This window comes from Actinospineispora eucalypti, assembly GCF_039543365.1.
GTDB classification, from domain to species: Bacteria; Actinomycetota; Actinomycetes; order Mycobacteriales; family Pseudonocardiaceae; genus Pseudonocardia; species Pseudonocardia eucalypti.
In genome coordinates this window covers 78,845-96,983 of the sequence record NZ_BAABJP010000056.1, presented here as the reverse complement: position 1 = coordinate 96,983, position 18,139 = coordinate 78,845, and the positions used below count along the sequence as shown (strand labels likewise).

Genomic DNA, 18,139 nt, shown 5'->3' with positions numbered 1-18,139 from the left:
ACCACCCCGCCCTACCCGACCCGTGGACACGCACCCGACACACCCACACCCGCGGTGACGTGCTCGCCCGCTTCGTGGTCCGCGCCGAGGAAATCAGTGCATCTCTCGCCCTGATCACCTCACTGGTCGAGGTACTGGACGGACGCCTCACCGCCACTGCCCCGGCGCGCCCCGCCGACAACCCGCCCGATCGGGGAGCGCGTTCCGGGGTGGGGATCGTGGAGGGCTGGCGCGGCGCCGTCACCCACCGCGTCGAACTCGCCCCCGACGGCAGGTTGACCCGCGTGAAGATCGTCGACCCCAGCTTCTTCAACTGGCCCGCGCTGCCCGTCGCGCTCTCCGACACGATCGTCCCTGACTTCCCCCTCACCAACAAAAGCTTCAACCTCTCCTACCCCGGCAACGACCTCTAACCCGCGCCGTCGCGGAAGCCCTGCCCCGCAGGCGCAGGTGCGACGGATCGCACGATCCAGCACTTGCGAACTTCATCGGGCGGGCAGCGACGACAACGAACACGGCGACCGAAGATGTGGCATGCATGCCACCGCAAGGCGTTTGAGCGACCGCTCAAGGGCTGTGATAGCGTTGCCTTAAGCGATCGCTCAACACTGGGGGTTCGATGGCAACCGCAGGTCAGGCCGGGTCGGTGCTGAACGATGTGCGGTACGCCGAGGCTACGGTGCCACTGCGTATGGACCCGATCACCGCCGGGGCCGAGCTGACCCGCTCGGCGGGCGAGGGCTACATGCTCTACGAGCGGCCGGGCGAGGTTTCGGTCGGTTTCGGCGCGGCGGCGGAGATCGTGCTGACCCGCTCGCAGATCCGGTTCCGGGGTCCGCGGCGCGCCGACTGGACCGTCGAGCCGATGCCGGACGAGCCGCTGCACCGGGTCTCCGAGTTGCTCGCCGAGTGCGGCGTGGACGGTTGGCGGGCCTACGGATGGCTGGGGTTCGAGCTGAGCTACCTGCGGTTCGGCCGGCCGGAGGTGCCGGAGGGGCTGACCCTCGGTCACCTGGTCGTGCCGAGCCGGGAGGTGCGGCTGGGCGCCGGCACCGCGCTGCTGCGCGCGCTGCGCTGGGATGACCTCGCCGAGCTGCACGACCAGCTGGAACGGCTGCGCGAACCGGCCGGCTGGCCCGGCGTGGACGCCCCGGTGGACGACACCGTGGACCACGACGGCTACCGGGACGCGGTCGCCTCGGCGGTGGCGGAGATCCGGGCGGACCACATGCGCAAGGTGGTGCTTTCCCGCGAGGTGCCGGTGCCCGGCGGGATCGACCTGGCGGCCACGTACCAGGTCGGCCGCCGGAGCAACACCCCGGTGCGTTCCTTCCTGCTGGACCTCGGGGGGCTGCGGTCGGCCGGGTTCAGCCCGGAGACGCTGTTGGAGGCGCGCGGCGACGGGTCCGTGTCCACCCAGCCGCTGGCCGGCACCCGCGCGCTGTCCGGGGACCCGAGCCGCGACGCCGCGCTGCGCGACGAGCTGGTGAACGACGCCAAGGAGGTCTTCGAGCACGTCGTCTCGGTGCGGGCCGCGCAGGAGGAGCTGCGTGCGGTGTGCCGGGAGGGCTCGGTGCTGGTCGAGGAGTTCATGACGGTCGGGCGCCGGGGGAGCGTGCAGCACCTGGCCTCCCGGGTCACCGGGAAGCTGGCCGACACCCGCACCGGCTGGCACGCGCTGGCCCGGATGTTCCCGGCGGTGACCGTGTCCGGCCTGCCCAAACCGGCCGCCTACCAGGCGATCGCGCGCTATGAACGGGAGCCGAGGGGACTGTACGGTGGCGTGGTGGTCACCGCCGACGCACACGGGGCGCTGGATGCCGCCGTGGTCCTGCGCGCGGTCTACCAGGACGGTGAACGGACCTGGCTGCGCTCCGGGGCCGGCGTGGTGGCCCAGTCCCGGCCGGACCGGGAGTTCGAGGAGACCCGGGAGAAGCTGCGCAGCATCGCCCCGTTCCTGGTCCCCGCGCCCGTAGGGACGGCAACGGGGCCGACATGAGCACGGAGTCGACCACCGAGGCACCGGCGGGACGCGCCCGCGCGCAGGCGCGGGACGGCGCCGACACCCGGACCCGGTTGCTCGAGGGCGCACTGGAGACCCTCCGGGACCGGGGCATAGCGGGCGCCTCGGCGCGGGTGATCGCGTCGGCGGCCGGGGTGAACCAGGCGTTGATCTTCTACCACTTCGGCAGCGTCGGCGAGCTGCTCACCGAGGCCTGCGCGCACGGCTCGCGGGAACGCGCCGCCGTGTACGCCGCCGAGTTCTCCTCGGCCGACTCGCTGTCCGACCTGTTGGAGCTGGGCGTGCGGATCCACAAGCGGGAGCGCGCCGAGGGCAACGTGATCATGCTCGCGCAGATGCTGGCCGGCGCGCAGGCCGAGCCGAAGCTGGCCGAGGCCAGCGCCGCCGCGCTCAGCATGTGGGTCAGCCAGCTGGAGGGCGTGCTGGAGCGCGCGCTGTCCGGTTCGGTGTTCGCCGAGTGCCTGGACGTGCCCGGGCTGGCCCGGGCACTGGCGGCCGCGTTCGTCGGTTTCGGACTCTACGACGCCGCGGACCACGAGGCCGCCGAGCAGGCGCTGGCGGCGATGGGCCGCCTGGGCGCGCTCATCGAGATGGTCGACGACCTCGGCCCCATGGCCCAGACCATCCTGCGCGCCAAACTCCGCAAGGCGGCCGGCGCGGACTCGGTGGTCGGCTGAAGATCACGGACAGGGCGGGCGGTACGGCAGGTCCGCGGAGACGTACTCCCGCCATTCGGCCTCGGTGAGCACGTTGTGCGTGTTGGCGCAGATGTTCTGGATGGTCTGGTCCAGGTCCAGCCGCCAGATCCGGACGGTTTGATCGGCGCCGGCACTGGCCAGCAGCCGGCCGTCCGGGCTGAAGGCGATCGCGTGCACCGGCCCGGTGTGTCCGGTGAGCGGTTGCCCGAGGAGTTTCGGCGCCGCCGGATCGGTGACGTCCCAGCGCCGGACGGCCCGGTCGGTGCCGGCGGCGGCCAGTACCCGGCTGTCCGGGCTGAACGCGATGGCGTGCACCCCGCTGGTGTCTCCGGTGAGCGGCGGATCGACGAGCCGGGGGTGGGCCGGGTCACTGATGTCCCAGAGGCGGATGGTGTCGTCGGTGCTCCCGGCGGCGAGCATGCGGTCGTCCGGACTGAACGCGACCGCGTTCAGGAATCCGCCGCTCCCGGTGGGGAACGGCTCCCCGAGCGCCACCGGGTTGGCCGGGTCGGCGACGTTCCACAGCCGCACCTGCCGGTCGGCGCTGGCGTGCGCCAGGAGGCGACCGGAGTGGCTGAACCCGATCGCGTTGACGTAGCTCACCCGCATGCCGGGAACCGGCTGGCTCAGCGGGGGCCGTCCGGCCGGGCCGGTGGCGCTCCACAGCGAGAGGCTCTGGTCGGTGCCGGCCATGGCGAACACGCTCGCGTCCGGGCGCAGTGCCAACGCACCGAGGTGGGCGTTGCGCGGCGCGTCGGTCGCGCTCGCGGGGTCGGAGATGCGCCAGAGCCAGGGGACGAGGTCGGCACCGTTGGTCACCGGCGTACGGCCGTCGGGGCCGACGCCCAGCACGCCGATCTGGCCGCCGGAATCCAGGCCGTCCAGCGCCGCCGGCCGGCTCGGGTCGGTCAGGTCCCACCGCCGCACCGTGCGGTCCGCGCCGCCGCTGGCCAGGGTGCGGCCGTCGGGGCTGAACGCCAGCGCGTTGACCACACCGGTGTGCCCGGTCAGCACGGTCGCCGGCAGGTGCCACAACCGCACACTTCGGGCCGCGCCGATGGAGAACAGGGTGTGTCCGTCCGGGCCGAAGCGCAGCGCGCGGATCGCGCTGGAGTGGCCGGTCAGCGGCTGGCCGAGCGGCACCGCGTGCGCCGGGTTCGTGAGGTTCCACATGCGGATCGTGCGGTCGCCGTTGGCACTGGCCAGGATCCTGCCGTCGGGGCTGAACCCGATGGCTGTCACGTCGCCCGCGCCGACGGTCAGCTCCTGGCTCGGTCCGGCCGGGTCGGCGACGTTCCACAGCCGGACGCTCTGGTCGGCGCTCGCGCTGGCCAGCGTGCGGCCGTCGGGGCTGAACGCCAGCGAGTTGACGAAGCTCCGGTGGCCGGTGAGGAACCGCCCGGCGCCCGCCGGGTCGGCGATGTCCCACAGCCCCACCGTCCGGTCCGCGCTGGCCGTGGCCAGGGTGTGGCCGTCGGGGCTGAACACCAGCGCGTTGATGTAGCTGCGGTGGCCGGTGCGGGGCTGGCCGATCGGCACCGGCCGGCTCGGGTCCGCCACGTTCCACACCCGCACGCTGTGGTCGGTGCGGCTGGCGCCGGCCAGGGTGTGACCGTCCGGGCTGAACGCGAGCACGCCGACGCGGCCCGGCTGCAGCGGCTGGTTGGTCAGCGACGGGTCGACGACGTTGCGCAGCTCGCTGAGCTGTACCGGGTTGGCCGGGTCGGTGATGTTCCACAGCCGCACCGACTCGTCGACGCTGGTGCTGGCCAGCAGGCGGCCGTCCGGGCTGAACACCAGCGAGTTCACGTGGGCGGCGTGGGCCAGTGGGGACCGCCCGACCGGCTCCAGCACTCTCCGGTCCCGGATTCGCCACAGCTGGATGTGGTGATCCTGGGTCGCGGTGGCGATGGTCAGCCCGTCGGGGCCGAACGCCACCGCGTCGAAGTCGTCCAGCCGGCCGGTCAGCGGTTCGTTCAAGGGTGAGTCGTTCGCCCTGCTCAGCAGGGTGGCGCCGAGGTCGGTGCCGGGGCGCATCCGGTACGCGGTGAGGGTCAGCTGGGCGGCCATCGAGGCGTCCGAGCGGGCCAGCCGGGCCGCCTGGGCGGCGACCCGTTCGTACACCGCGCTGTCTCGCTCCCGCTGGGCCTGTTGGTTCGCCTCGAGTATCAGGGTCATGCCCAGCGCGACCAGGACGACCAGTGCGGCCAGGCCGATCCGGCGCATCCGGGCCAGCCGGCCCTGCTCGGCATCGGATGCCTTGACGAAGTCCTTGGCCGTCTCGTTCAACAGATCCTGACGACGCTCGTGCAGCTCGCGCGCCGAGGCCAGACGGTCGCCCCGGAGCAGGTGGTCCCTCGGCTGGCGGGCGTTCGTCCAGCGGTCGGCATCCCGCTCCAGGTTCTCCCGGGCCTCGTTCTCCTCCCGGTTGTTCTCGATCAGCCGGCGCAGCCGGCCCCATCTGCGGGCCAGGATCAGGTGGGCGAGCTCGACGGTCGGCTCGCCGGTGTCCGGGTCCCGGTCGCGGACGATCAGACGTTCGTCGGTCAAGATCCGCAACACCCGCTCGGTGGACGCGTCGGGATCGAGGCGTTCCTCCAGCACGCGCCGGCGGGTGTCCTCGCTTTCCCGCTCACCCAGGCGGACCAGGCGGACCAGGATCCTTTGCGCGGTGGCCCGGTCTTCCGGGCGAAGCTGGTCGTAGCAGGCGTCGGCACCTTGGCTGATCGCCTCGGAAACAGTTCCGATCTCGAGGTAGCTGGTGAGATCGAGTTCCCCGCTCGGCGCGCGTCGGCACATCTTCGACAGGGTGTAGGAGAGCAACGGCAGAGCGCCGTGTTCCGTCGGGCGGCCACCGCCATCGCTCACCATGAGATCGCTGAGCAGACGGTCGGTCAGGCCCGGCGCCAGCGTCAGGTTGGCCCGTCTGGCGGGTTGTTCGATGACCGCCCGGAGCTCCCGCTCAGTCATCACCGGCACGTTCAGCTGGTGATCGAACGCCCGGGCCCACCACGCCTCGGCCGCACAGAGCGGGTAGAAGTCGGAGCGCAGCGCGAGCACCACCAGCGCGCTGTCCCGGGAGGCCGCGCGCAGCGCCGCCACGAAGGCCAGCCGGTCGGCCTTCTCGCGGCAGGTGGTGAACACCTCCTCGAACTGGTCGACGATGAGAATCAGCCTGCGGTCGCCTGGCTGCCCGCCGGAGCCGCCGGCCAGCGCCCCGCGTATCGCCGAGCCCAGTGCCTCCGGCTCCGCGCCGAGTTGTTCGGCCAGCTCGTCGGCGTCGGCCTGGATGGCCGGCGCGAGCCGGATGGCCAGCGTGCGGAGCGGCTCGGACCCCGGCGCGCACACAATGACCGGCCAGGCGGACGAACCGGGAACCCCGGGCAGGCCCTCGCTCTCCAGCTCCGGGATCAGGCCGGCGCGCAGCAACGAGGACTTGCCCGAGCCGGAGGGGCCGACCACGACCAGCATGCGGCCGTCGGTGTCGGCCGACCGTGCGGTCAGCCGCTCCTTCAGCCGGGAGCGCAGCCGCTCGACTAGGTCCTCACGACCGAAGAAGTAGTCCGCGTGCTCCTTCTCGTATGCGGCCAGGCCGCGATAAGGGTTGTGCGGCCGGTGCCGGGGGTTCGGGGCGATCCGCAGCGTGCCGGCGTGCCCGGAAACCACCCGTTGGGGCGTCGGCAGGTTCCGGTCGTGCAGGTCCCGTTCGAGGAACTCGAACAGCGAGTCGAGGGTCCAGGCCGCCGGCCCGTTCGGCCGGCCCTCCGAGATGAGCTTGAGCAGCGTTCCGCTGAACGCGGTGTGCCGGGCGCCGTCCGGTGCGATGGAGACTTCCCCCGGTGCCGAGGACGCCAGCAGGTAGCTCCCGTCCGTGCGGAACGACTCGAGAGCAGGTAGGCCGTTCGTGGCGGTCAGTCCGCCGGCGCTGCCGGAGAAGCAGCAGTCGAGAACCACCGCCACCGTCCGCGCCCGGCACGGGCCGAGTTGCTCGCGCAGCTCGGCGAAGGCGTAGGCCCGGCGCCTCAGCCCGTCGGTGGGCCGCCGCGTGGCCCCGGTGGCCAGGTAGAGCTGGCCGTGTTCGTCGAGCAGTCCGTGGCCCACGTAGTGCACCAGCAGCACGTCCTCGGCCGCCCGCACCGCCGCGTCCACCGTGTCGCCGAACTCCTGGACGCCCGAAGGGTCGTGGCACACCGACACCCGGTCACGCGGTACCCCGCATTGGCGCACGTAGACGTCCGCCAGGTCCTCCAGCGTGGTCCGCACCGCCGGCAGGTTGGGCAGCTCGGATCGGTCGTAGCGGCCGGTGCCGATCAGCAGCACGCGGGTCCGCGTCCCGCCGAGGCCCGTCACCGGGGCTCACTCCGCGGCGCGGGGGCAGTGGTGCAGGGTCGCCGCGAGATCGGCGATCGCCTCGGGGGTCGGGTTGGGCACCTGCTTGGCTTCGATCGTGGTCTCCCGGCCGCAGGCGCAGGTGGCGCGTAGCGTCACCTCGCCGGTCCGCTGTTTGATCCAGGAGATCAGCACGCTGGCCAGCGCCGCCGCCACCCCGCTCGGCCCGAGCGCCACCACCAGCACATCGGTCACCGACCCCATGGTGCCCGGCTCCGGTGCCCTTGACCGGCGGCTCACCCGCCCCCTGAGTTCGTTGCGGCCGGACAGCCAGGAATTCAACGATCGCAGGTCGGCCGGATCCCCGGACCCGTCGATGCGCAGCGCAACGGCCATCAGCGCTCCCCTCGGCAGCGCGACCGACAGTATCGGTTGACCGCCGCGCCGCCGGTCCGACCAGTGGGATGTTGGGATACCGAGACGTTCGGCTACCGAGTTGTTACCCGGCGTTACTGGCGGTCCTCCAGGTCGGACTCGGTGTCCAGGTAGGCCTGGCGGAGGCGGTCCAGGGTGTCGGGTTCGGGGTGCTGCCACATGTCCCGGTCGGCGGCCTCGAGCAGGCGCTCGATGATGCCGTGGCGCGCCCACGGATTGGACTCGGCCAGGAACTTGGCGGTCTCCGGGTCGAAGACGTAGGCCTCGGCCAGCTTCTCGTACATCCAGTCGGCGACCACGCCGGTGGTGGCGTCGTAGCCGAACAGGTAGTCCACCGTGGCGGCCAGCTCGAACGCGCCCTTGTACCCGTGCCGGCGCATCGCGGCGATCCACCGGGGGTTGACCACCCGCGCGCGGAACACCCGGCTGGTCTCCTCGGACAGCGTCCGGGTGCGCACCGCGTCCGGCCGGGTGGAGTCGCCCACATACGCCGCCGGTGCCCGGCCGGTCAGCGCGCGCACCGTGGCGATCATGCCGCCGTGGTACTGGTAGTAGTCGTCCGAGTCGGCGATGTCGTGCTCGCGGGTGTCCACGTTCTTGGCGGCCACCGCGATCCGCCGGTAGGTGTGCTCCATGTCGGCGCGCGCCTCCCGGCCGTCCAGGCCCCGGCCGTAGGCGTAGCCGCCCCACGTGGCGTACACCTCGGCCAGGTCGGCGTCGTCGCGCCAGTTGCGGCTCTCCATCAGCGGCAGCAGGCCGGCGCCGTACGCGCCCGGCTTGGAGCCGAAGATGCGCGTGGTCGCCCGCCGCTCGTCGCCGTGCTCGGCCAGGTCGGCGGCCGCGTGCGCGCGCACGAAGTTGCGCTCCGGTGGCTCGCGCAGCCCGGCGGCCAGCCGCACCGCGTCGTCCAGCATGGTCACCACGTGCGGGAAGGCGTCCCGGAAGAAACCGGAGATGCGCACGGTGACGTCGATCCGGGGGCGGCCCAGTTCGGCCAGGCTGATCGGCTCCAGCCCGGACACCCGCCGGGACGCCTCGTCCCACCGCGGCCGCACACCGAGCAGCGCGAGGATCTCCGCGACGTCGTCGCCGGCGGTGCGCATCGCCGAGGTGCCCCAGGCGGACAGGCCCACCGAGCGGGGCCAGTCGCCGTGGTCGTCCTTGTAGCGGGCCAGCAGCGACTCGGCCATCGCCGACCCGGTCTCCCAGGCCAGCCGGCTGGGCACCGCGCGGGGGTCGATGGAGTAGAAGTTGCGGCCGGTGGGCAGCACGTTCAGCAGGCCGCGCAGCGGCGACCCGGACGGGCCCGCCGGGATGTAGCCGCCGTCCAGCGCGTGCAGCACGTGGTCGATCTCGTCGGTGGTGCGGGCCAGCCGGGGCACCACCTCGTTGGCGGCGAACCGCAGCACGGCGCCGACCCGTTCCAGGTCCGGGCCGTCGGTGATCCCGGCATCCGCCGCCCGGGGCGCCGCGACGCTCGACTCGCGGACCACGTCGCTGGTCGCGGCCGGGTCCCAGCCCCGCGCCTCCATGGCCTCCACCATCTCCCGGGCCTGGCGCTCCGCCTCGTCCGTGCGGGCGCCGGTCTCGCTGCCGTCCTCGCGCAGCCCGAGCGCCTCCCGCAGGCCGGGCAGCGACTGCTCGCCGCCCCACAGCTGGCGGGCCCGCAGCATGGCCAGCACCAGGTTCACCCTGGCCTCGCCGGTGGGGGCCGCGCCGAGCACGTGCAGGCCGTCGCGGATCTGCGCGTCCTTCACCTCGCACAGCCAGCCGTCCACGTGCAGCAGGAAGTCGTCGAACTCGGCGTCGTGCGGCCGGTCGGTGATGCCCAGGTCGTGGTCCAGCCGGGCGGCCTGGAGCAGGGTCCAGATCTGCTGCCGGATGGCCGGCAGCTTGGCCGGGTCCAGTGCGGCGATGTTGGCGTGCTCGTCCAGCAGCTGTTCCAGCCGGGCGATGTCCCCGTAGCTCTCCGCGCGGGCCATCGGCGGCACCAGGTGGTCCACCAGCGTGGCGTGCACCCGGCGCTTGGCCTGGGTGCCCTCGCCGGGGTCGTTCACCAGGAACGGGTAGATCAGCGGCAGGTCCCCGACGGCGGCGTCCGGGCCGCACTCGGCGGACAGGCCGGCCGTCTTGCCCGGCAGCCACTCCAGGTTGCCGTGCTTGCCGACGTGCACGATGGCGTCGGCCTTGAACCCGTCGGCGATCCACCGGTAGGCGGCCAGGTAGTGGTGGGTGGGCGGCAGGTCCGGGTCGTGGTAGATGGCGATCGGGTTCTCCCCGAAACCGCGCGGCGGCTGCACCATCACCACCACGTTGCCGGCTTGCAGCGCGGCCAGCACGATGTCGCCCTCGTGCACGTACAGCTCGCCGGGGGCCGCGCCCCAGTGCTCCTCCATGGACTCGCGCAGCGCGGCGGGGAGGGTGTCGTAGTAGGCCCTATAGCTCTGCGTGGAAATACGCACAGGGTTGCCGGACAGCTGCTCCTCGGTGAGCCAGTCCGGGTCCTGCCCACCGGCCGCGATCAGCGCGTGCATCAGCGCGTCGCCGTCCTCGGCGGCCAGTCCGGGCAGGTCACCGACCTGGTAGCCGGCTTCGCGCATGGCGGTCAGCAGCCGCAGCACGCTGACCGGGGTGTCCAACCCGACCGCGTTGCCGATCCGGGAGTGTTTGGTCGGGTAGGCGGACAGCATCAGCACCACCCGCCGCTCGGCGGCCGGGATGTGCCGCAGGCGGGCGTGCCGCACCGCGATGCCGGCCACCCGGGCCGCGCGTTCCAGGTCGGCCACGTAGACGCTCAGGCCGTCCCGGTCGATCTCCTTGAACGAGAAGGGCACGGTGATCAGCCGGCCGTCGAACTCGGGGATGGCGACCTGGGTGGCCGCGTCCAGCGGGGACAGCCCGTCGTCGTTCTGCTCCCACGCGGTGCGCGGCGACGTCAGGCACAGCCCCTGCAGGATCGGCACGTCCAGGGCGGCCAGCGCGCCGACGTCCCACGCCTCGTCGTCGCCGCCGGCCGACGCGGTGGCCGGGGTGGACCCGCCGGCCGCGAGCACGGTGACCACCAGCGCGTCGCACTGTCGCAGCTCGTCCAGCAGGTCGGGTGGGGCGGTGCGCAGTGAGGCGCAGAACAGCGGCAGCGGGCGGGCGCCGTGCGCCTCGACGGCCCGGCACAGCTGGTCGACGAACGCGGTGTTCCCTGCCAGCTGGTGGGCGCGGTAGTAGAGCACCCCGACCACGGGGGCGCCGTCTTCGGTCCGCGCGGCGTCGGGGCGGTCCAGGTGGCCCCAGACCGGCGTCGGCTCGGGCGGGGCGAAGCCGTGCCCGGTGAGCAGCACCGTGTCGGAGAGGAACCGGGCCAGCTCGGTGAGGTTGGCCGGCCCGCCGTGGGCCAGGTAGTTGTGCGCCTGGGCGCACACCCCGGCCGGCACCGTCGAGCACTCCATCAGCTCGGCGTCCGGAGCCTGCTCGCCGCCGAGCACCACCACCGGGCGCGGACCGGCGAGCAGCTCGTCCAGCCCGTACTCCCAGGCCCGCCGCCCGCCGAGCAGGCGCACCACGACCAGGTCCACGCCGTCGAGCAGCGCGGGCAGATCCGGGACGTCCAGCCGGGCCGGGTTGCCGAGGCGGTACTCCCCGTCGGAGGCGCGGGCGCTGAGCAGGTCCGTGTCGGACGTGGAGAGCAGCAGGATCACTGTTGCCACTCTATGGCACCAAATTCGGGATAGATAGCCCGGAAGGCTGACCCGGTCGTGTGTCACATTCTCGCTGGCCAGGGGCCAATTTGACCCCTTCGGAATACCCCCAGGGGAGTGTTCTCAATAGGCCGTTCGCGTGATTCAATTTCCTGATATACCGCACGTCAAAGGAGATGTCGTGACCCGGTTCGTTGCCCCCATGGACGCGGTCTGGCTGTGGATCGAGTCCGAGACCAGCCCGACCCACGTGGTGGTGCTGCAGATCTTCCGCCCGCCGGCCGGTTCCGGCCCGGAGTTCCTGGACGGGCTGTACGCGTCGATGCTCGACCCGACCTGGGTGAAACCCGGCTTCCGCCGGCGCGCGTACAAGTCCGCCAGCACCGGCGGCCAGTTCGCCTGGGCGCGGGACGACGAGCCGGACATGGCCGCCCACGTGCAGCGGGCCACGCTGCCCGCGCCGGGGCGGATCCGCGAGCTGCTGGAGTACGTCGGCCGGCTGCACGGCTCCGGCCCGATGACCAGGGAACGCCCGCAGTGGGAGGCCCGGCTGGTGGACGGGCTGGCCGACGGCCGGTTCGCGCTGTGCACCAAGCTGCACCACTCCATGTTCGACGGGGTGAACATGGGCCGGCACATGGTGAGCGGGCTTTCCCCCGAGGCGGACGCGAGCGACTGCGTCGCGCCGTGGATCACCCCGCCCCGGCACCGGGACCGTATCGAGCCGGCTCCGGAGGAGGGGCGGGGCTTCGTGGCCGGGGCCAAGCAGGTGTTCAGTACCGCCGGCGACGTGCTCGGGTCGTTCAGGACGCTGGCCAAGACGGTCCCGGCGACCATGCGCGAGCGGGAGGTGCCGTTCGCCGCGCCGGACTCGATCTTCAACGGCCGGGTGGGCATCGACCGCCGGTTCGCCGGCCAGGCCTGGCCGATCGCCCGGCTGAAGGACGTCGCCAAGCGCACGGGGACCAGCATCAACGACGTCAGCCTGGCCATGTGCGGCGCGGCGCTGCGCAGCTACCTGGTGGAGCGGGAGGCGCTGCCGGAGCGCTCGCTGGTCGCCGGGGTGCCGGTGTCGCTGTCCGGCACCGCCGCCGATGCGGCCAGCCGGGACGGCAACGCGATCGGCGCCGTGCTGTGCAACCTGGGCACCGACCTGGACGACCCGATCGAGCGGCTGCGCCGGGTACACGCGTCGATGGCCAACAACAAGTCCATGATGGCCGGCATCGACCCGCTCACCACCACGGCCATCACCTCGGGCAACATGGCCGGCTTCCTGCTCGGCGCGGTGCCTTCGCTGCCGAAGCTGCCCCGCCCGGCGTTCAACCTGGTGGTCTCCAACGTTCCCGGGCTGCGCCGGAGCCTCTACTGGAACGGCGCCGAGATGACCGACTACTACCCGTCCTCGGTGGTGATGAACGGGCAGGCGCTGAACATCACGCTGCTGTCCTACCGGGACGAGATCGCGGTCGGCCTCACCGCAGACCCGGACGTGGTGCCGCACACGCAGCGGTTGCTCATCCATTTGGATAACGCACTTACCGATTTGGAGAAGGCCTCGCTCGGGTAGGGGTTGGGTTTAAAGATTGCTTGGACGGGGCGGCGTGGGCGGTCTTCCGTGGCTTGGGTGCGGCCCGTTGCGTTCGGGTCGGGTGCACCGATGAGGCGGATGAGGCAGGTGCGGCCATCGGGTCGGCGTCGGCGGCTGATCAGTGATCAGCATGACATGGTGGTCGTCCCGGAGCGTCTCAGATGACCCTCATGTCATGGTGACCATGTAAGCGGTGATCAACAGGGCATGAGGGTCGTTTTGGCGCGCCTGACGCGGCCGCCATGCGCTGCTGGTCATGGGAAATCGTTTGCCGAAGTGGATGATCGTCGACTGTGGCGGTTCAGCCGCGAATTTCGCGGTCAAACCGCCAGGAACGACGATCACCCACTCCGGCACCCCACACGACGTAACGGGCCGCACCAGCCACATCCGCCTCACCGGCGCGCCTGACCCGAACGCAACGGGCCGCACCCAAGCCACGGCAGACCAGCCCACGCCGCCCCGTCCAAGCGATCCCTAAACCGCACCACCCACCGAACGGGATCAGCCCCCGGTCGTAACCCGGATGAACCCCAACGCCTGCGGCCACGACAACCGCGTGGCGGCCGCGTTCACCGGATCCTCCCGCCGGCCGGCCTCCATGAACCCGTGCCCCGCCCCCGGGTAGACCTGGATCAAACTCGGCCCGCTTTCCCGCCCGTCCAACGCATCCCGCAACGCGCGGAACGTGCTCGCCGGCACCAGGTGGTCTGCCCCGGGGTAGATCATCAGTACCGGGCAGGTGATCCGGCCGGCCGCCGCGACGGCGTCCTCCGGGCGGTTCGCCGGCGCCTCGGCGGGCACGGTGGGGTGGTAGGCGACGCAGCTGGCCAGCCTGGGCTCGCGGGCGGCCAGCAGGAACGCGTACCGCCCGCCCAGGCACCAGCCGATCACGCCGGCCCGCTGAACACCGAGCGGGCCGTACAGGTGGTCCAGCAGCTGGGCCTGTTCGGGCAGCGCGCGGTCGTCGCTCAGGTCGGCCATCAGCTCGGTGAGCTGCTCCCGGTCGTGGTCGTCGCCGGTCGGCCCGTGCCACGGGTCCCAGGCCAGCGCGGTCACCCCGGCGCGGGCGATGTCGTCCGCGTAGGCCCGCAGCTGTGCGCCCAGGCCGGTGATCATGGGGAGCAGCAGCATCCCGGCCGCCGATCCGCCGGCCGGGCGGGACAGGTAGGCGGTCAGCTCGCCGACCCTGGTCAGCTCGGACTCGATCACGGGTTCTCCTTCGCGCCGATCGCGGTGACCAGCCGGTCCAGGAAGGGGAGCTGGCCCTTGGTGATCTTCCGGCGGGCGGTCTCCAGGTCGAACCACTCGGCCCGGTCCAGCTCGGGGAAGGTCTGGGTGCGGCCGGAGCGGGGCGGCCACTCCAGCTCGAAGGTGTTGCTCCGCATCCCGGTGACGTCGAACTCCGCGCGCACGGCGAACACCCGCACCCACTTGCCGCTGGACGTGCGGGCTTCGCCGAGGTCCCACTCCTCGCCCTCGGGCAGCGGCCCGCCCAGCTCCTCGGCGAACTCCCGCGCGGCGGCGGCCCGAGGATCCTCGTCCGGCTCGTACTCGCCCTTGGGGATGGACCAGGCGCCGTCGTCCTTGCGGGCGAAGAACGGCCCGCCGGGATGGCCAAGCAGCACCTGGGGGTCGTGCCGTTCACCGCGCACCAACAGCGCCCCGGCGCTCCGTTTCACCACGGCCCGAGCGTATGGGTCGTGGTCGGCGGGCGTCGCCACGGGAGGCCGTTAGCATGGATCGAGTGGTGCTCTCCCTCGCCAACCCGCCCTCGGTGCACGCCGGCTCGGACCGATGCCCCGGGGTCATCGCGGTACACCGGGCCGAGGACGGCGGGCTGGCCCGCATTCGGGTGCCCGGCGGCACGCTGCCGTCGGCGGCGCTGCTGGCGATCGCCGGGTGGGCGCGCGAGCTGGGCAACGGCCGGCTGGAACTGACCGGCCGGGCCAACCTGCAGCTGCGCGGCCTGGCGCCCGGCGCCGAGCTGGTGCTCACCGAGCGGCTGCGCGAGCACGGCCTGCTGCCCTCGACGGCGCACGACCGCGCGCGCAACGTGCTCGCCTCCCCGCTGTCCGGCCGCGACGGGCTCGGCGCGCTGGACGTGCGGCCGCTGGTGGCCGAGCTGGATCGGCGGCTGTGCGCGTCGCCCGAGCTGGCCGACCTGCCCGGGCGGTTCCTGTTCGCCTTCGACGACGGGCGCGGTGACGTGGCCGGGCAGCGCGCCGACGTGGCGGTGCTGGCGCTGCCCGACCAGCGGGTGGCGCTGCTGCTCGCCGGGCAGGACACCCGGCTGCGGCTGCCGGTCGCCGACGCGGTGACCGGCGTGCTGGTCGCCGCATCGGCCTTCCTGCGCCGCCGCCCGGATGTCGGCGTGTGGCGGGTGGCCGAGCTGCCCGGCGGGCCGTCGCCGCTGGTCGACGACGTGCGCGCGGAGCTGGGCGGGATCATCGGCGTCGAGGTCAGCGTGCCCGAGCGGGATCCGATCGGGCCGGTGGGGCGGATCGAGCAGTCCGACGGGCGGGTCGCGCTGGCCGCCTCGGTGCCGCTGGGCGAGCTGACCCCGGCCCGCTGCCAGGTGCTGGCCACGGTGGCCGCCCGCGAGGTGGTGCTCACGCCGTGGCGCGGGGTGGTGCTGCCGGACCTGGAGCCGCCGGCCCTGGCCGCCGCCAAGCGCCGGCTGACCGCCGCCGGGCTGGTCCTGGACGGCTGCTCCCCGGCCGTCGGGGTGTCCGCCTGTACCGGCCGGCCGGGCTGCGCCAAGGCGTTGGCCGACGTGCGCGCGGACGCCTCGGTCGCCGCCGGGCGGGCCGCCGGCACGGCCACCGGGGCGCTCGACATGCCGGCGTTGCCGGTGCACTGGTCCGGTTGTGAACGCCGCTGCGGCCGGCCGATCGGGGACGTGGTGGACGTGGTCGCCGAGGGTGACGGCTACCGGGTGGAGCGGGCCGGCCGGCTGGTCTACGCCGGGTCGGACCTGAACGCGGTGCGTTCCGCCGCCGCGTCGGCGCGGACCGAACGGTGAGCCCCGGGCGGCTGTACGGCGTCGGCGTCGGCCCCGGTGACCCGGAACTGGTCACCGTCAAGGCGGCCCGGCTGATCGGTGCGGCGGACGTGATCGCCTACCACTCGGCGCGGCACGGCCGCAGCACCGCGCGCCGGATCGCCGAGTCCTACCTGCGCGGGGACCAGATCGAGGAGCCGCTGATCTACCCGGTCACCGTGGAGACGGTGGACCATCCCGGCGGCTACCGGGGCGCGCTGAACGACTTCTACGCGAATGTGGCGGACCGGCTGGCCGCGCACCTGGACGCCGGCCGGACCGTGGTGGTGCTGGCCGAGGGCGACCCGTTCTTCTACGGCTCCTACATGCACCTGCACGAGCGGCTGGCGCACCGCTACCCGACGGAGGTGGTGGCCGGCGTGACCTCGGTGAGCGCCGCCGCCGCCGCGCTGGGCCGGCCGCTGGTGGAGCGGGACGAGGTGCTCACCGTGCTGCCCGGCACGCTGCCGGCCGAGGAGCTGGCCCGGCGGCTGGCCGCCACCGACTCGGCCGCCGTGCTCAAGTTGGGCCGCAACTTCCCCGCGGTGCACACGGCGGCCGAGGCCGCCGGCGTGCTCGACCAGCTGCACTACGTGGAGCGGGCCAGCACCACCGAGCAGCGGACCGCCGAGTTCGCCGAGGTGGACCCGTCCTCCGTGCCGTACTTCTCCCTGGCGCTGAAGCCGAGCCCGCTGGCCCAGGAGACGATGGCCCGCGAGGCCGGGTCGATGCCCGGGGTGTCGCATATTTCCACGCAGAGCCAAAGCCCAGGTGTGTCGCATATTTCCACGCAGAGCCATAGCGGCGAAGTGGTGGTCGTCGGGCTGGGGCCGGCCGGGCGGCCGTGGCTGACCCCGGAGGCGCAGGAGGCCCTGGCCGCCGCCACCGACCTGGTCGGCTATGGGCCGTACCTGGACCGCGTGCCGGCCAACGCCCGGCAGCGCCGGCATCCCTCGGACAACCGGGTGGAGTCGGAACGCGCCGCGTTCGCCCTGGACCTGGCCCGGGAGGGCGCGCGGGTGGCGGTGGTCTCGTCCGGCGACCCCGGGGTGTTCGCGATGGCCAGCGCGTTGGTGGAGGTGGCCTGCGAGCCCCGGTGGAAGGACGTTCCGGTGCGGGTGCTGCCCGGGCTCACCGCCGCGTCGGCCGTGGCCGCCCGGGTGGGGGCGCCGCTGGGCCACGACTACTGCGTGCTCTCGCTGTCCGACCGGTTGAAGCCGTGGTCGGTGATCGCCGAACGGTTGGCCGCCTCGGCGGCCGCCGACCTGGTCATCGCGCTGTACAACCCGGCCTCCCGCAGCCGCACCTGGCAGCTCGGCGCGGCCCGTGACCTGCTGCTCGAGCACCGCGCGCCGGACACCCCGGTGGTGGTCGGCCGGGACGTCGGCGGCCCGGAGGAGCGGGTGACCGTCACCTCGCTGGCCGAGCTGGACCCGGCGGCGGTGGATATGCGCTGCCTGCTGCTGATTGGGTCCTCGCGCACCCGGCTGGTCGAGCGGGGCGACGGCGACCGGGTGGTCTACACGCCGCGCCGCTACCCGGTCTGAGCGGTCGCCCGGTACCACTCGCCCCAGCGCTCCAGCCGGTCGGTGATGTCCCGCAGGCTCTCGCCCACCTCGGTCACCGAGTACTCCACCTTGGGCGGCACCTGCGGGTACACCTCCCGCCGGACCAGCCCGTCCAGCTCGAGCTCGCGCAGCTGGCGGGTGAGCATCCGGGGCGTGACCCCGGGCATCTCCCGGTGCAGCTCGCCGAACCGGCGGGTACCGCCGAGCAGGTGCCGCAGGATGACCATCTTCCACTTGCCGCCGAGCACCTCCATGGCCGCTTCCACGGTGCACTCGTCAGCCATTGGTTTCACGGTTCCTTACTATACAAAAAGACCGTACTTGTCATGCGTATAGTGTCGCCGCAGACTCGGGGCATGACACGGATCGAACGCGTGACGCACGACCCCGACTGGTACGAGCCGTACAAGATCTCCCTGGGTATCCGGGCCGACAACCTGATCTTCATCTCCGGCCAGGCCGGCATCGACGAAGCCGGCCGCACGGTCGGCGGTGACGACGTGGAGGCGCAGGCCAGGCGCGCCTTCCACAACCTGGCGACGGTGCTGGAGGCGGCCGGGTCCAGCCTGGCCGACGTCGTCCGGGTGACCATCATGGTCACCGACATGCCCCGCACCCTGGACGTGATCATCAAGCTGCGGGAGGAGTTCTTCACCGAGCCCTACCCGGCCGACACCCTCTTCCAGGTCGCCGCCCTGGCCAAACCCGACTGGCTGATCGAGATCGACGCGGTAGCCCTGACCCGCCGCTGACTCCGGGA

At 72.8% G+C, this 18,139-nt stretch carries 13 protein-coding genes and 1 pseudogene; 7 read left to right on the top strand and 7 right to left on the bottom strand.

Features of this window, described 5'->3' with window-relative positions; genetic code table 11:
• The 3 genes and pseudogenes from ABEB12_RS36960 to ABEB12_RS36950 all read left to right on the top strand — a co-directional run.
• Positions 1-413 (top strand): annotated as a pseudogene (locus tag ABEB12_RS36960) (formate hydrogenase); the annotation flags it as partial.
• A 206-nt stretch (positions 414-619) separates the two neighbouring features.
• On the top strand, positions 620-1,999 hold the full coding sequence (locus ABEB12_RS36955; protein ID WP_185066384.1) for a salicylate synthase: 1,380 nt from the start codon (positions 620-622) through the stop codon (positions 1,997-1,999).
• A complete protein-coding gene (locus tag ABEB12_RS36950; protein WP_185066383.1) occupies positions 1,996-2,700 on the top strand; it encodes a TetR family transcriptional regulator in 705 nt (234 codons plus the stop codon). Before ABEB12_RS36955 ends, ABEB12_RS36950 begins: the two co-directional genes overlap by 4 nt.
• A 3-nt stretch (positions 2,701-2,703) precedes the next feature.
• On the opposite strand, the gene ABEB12_RS36945 is transcribed toward ABEB12_RS36950, so the two are convergent.
• From ABEB12_RS36945 to cobN, 3 genes are all read right to left on the bottom strand, one after another.
• Positions 2,704-7,071 (bottom strand): caspase, EACC1-associated type, encoded by a 4,368-nt coding sequence (locus ABEB12_RS36945; protein WP_185066382.1) that lies wholly within the window; start codon positions 7,069-7,071, stop codon positions 2,704-2,706.
• Between the two features lie 6 nt (positions 7,072-7,077).
• Complete coding sequence (locus ABEB12_RS36940) at positions 7,078-7,446, bottom strand: effector-associated constant component EACC1 (RefSeq protein ID WP_185066381.1); 369 nt, start codon at positions 7,444-7,446, stop codon at positions 7,078-7,080.
• Between the two features lie 113 nt (positions 7,447-7,559).
• Positions 7,560-11,177: a cobaltochelatase subunit CobN gene (gene cobN / locus ABEB12_RS36935; RefSeq protein WP_185066380.1), complete on the bottom strand. Its 3,618-nt coding sequence runs from the start codon at positions 11,175-11,177 to the stop codon at positions 7,560-7,562.
• A 181-nt stretch (positions 11,178-11,358) separates the two neighbouring features.
• On the opposite strand from cobN, the gene ABEB12_RS36930 reads away from it, so the two are divergent.
• Positions 11,359-12,747: a wax ester/triacylglycerol synthase family O-acyltransferase gene (locus tag ABEB12_RS36930; protein ID WP_185066379.1), complete on the top strand. Its 1,389-nt coding sequence runs from the start codon at positions 11,359-11,361 to the stop codon at positions 12,745-12,747.
• Positions 12,748-12,936: 189 nt separating this feature from the next.
• Here ABEB12_RS36930 and ABEB12_RS36925 read toward each other — a convergent pair whose 3' ends face one another.
• From ABEB12_RS36925 to ABEB12_RS36915, 3 genes are all read right to left on the bottom strand, one after another.
• Positions 12,937-13,158, bottom strand: a complete 222-nt coding sequence (locus ABEB12_RS36925; protein ID WP_185066378.1) for a hypothetical protein — start codon at positions 13,156-13,158, stop codon at positions 12,937-12,939.
• A gap of 114 nt (positions 13,159-13,272) precedes the next feature.
• Positions 13,273-13,980 (bottom strand): dienelactone hydrolase family protein, encoded by a 708-nt coding sequence (locus tag ABEB12_RS36920; protein WP_345703469.1) that lies wholly within the window; start codon positions 13,978-13,980, stop codon positions 13,273-13,275.
• Positions 13,977-14,450, bottom strand: a complete 474-nt coding sequence (locus tag ABEB12_RS36915) for an NUDIX domain-containing protein (protein WP_425572307.1) — start codon at positions 14,448-14,450, stop codon at positions 13,977-13,979. The genes ABEB12_RS36920 and ABEB12_RS36915 overlap by 4 nt, the downstream gene beginning before the upstream one ends.
• A 65-nt stretch (positions 14,451-14,515) precedes the next feature.
• On the opposite strand from ABEB12_RS36915, the gene cobG reads away from it, so the two are divergent.
• Both cobG and ABEB12_RS36905 read left to right on the top strand, forming a co-directional pair.
• Positions 14,516-15,793, top strand: a complete 1,278-nt coding sequence (cobG, locus tag ABEB12_RS36910) for a precorrin-3B synthase (protein ID WP_345703468.1) — start codon at positions 14,516-14,518, stop codon at positions 15,791-15,793.
• Positions 15,790-17,358: a precorrin-2 C(20)-methyltransferase gene (locus ABEB12_RS36905; protein ID WP_185066375.1), complete on the top strand. Its 1,569-nt coding sequence runs from the start codon at positions 15,790-15,792 to the stop codon at positions 17,356-17,358. The genes cobG and ABEB12_RS36905 overlap by 4 nt, the downstream gene beginning before the upstream one ends.
• Here ABEB12_RS36905 and ABEB12_RS36900 read toward each other — a convergent pair.
• On the bottom strand, positions 17,346-17,663 hold the full coding sequence (locus ABEB12_RS36900) for a winged helix-turn-helix transcriptional regulator (RefSeq protein WP_185066705.1): 318 nt from the start codon (positions 17,661-17,663) through the stop codon (positions 17,346-17,348). The two genes, ABEB12_RS36905 and ABEB12_RS36900, sit on opposite strands and share 13 nt — an antisense overlap.
• A gap of 72 nt (positions 17,664-17,735) precedes the next feature.
• Between ABEB12_RS36900 and ABEB12_RS36895 the strand changes: the two genes are divergently transcribed.
• The gene (locus tag ABEB12_RS36895) at positions 17,736-18,131 is read left to right on the top strand and encodes a Rid family hydrolase (protein ID WP_185066373.1); all 396 of its coding nucleotides are present in this window, start codon (positions 17,736-17,738) and stop codon (positions 18,129-18,131) included.
• Positions 18,132-18,139: the final 8 nt, after the last annotated feature.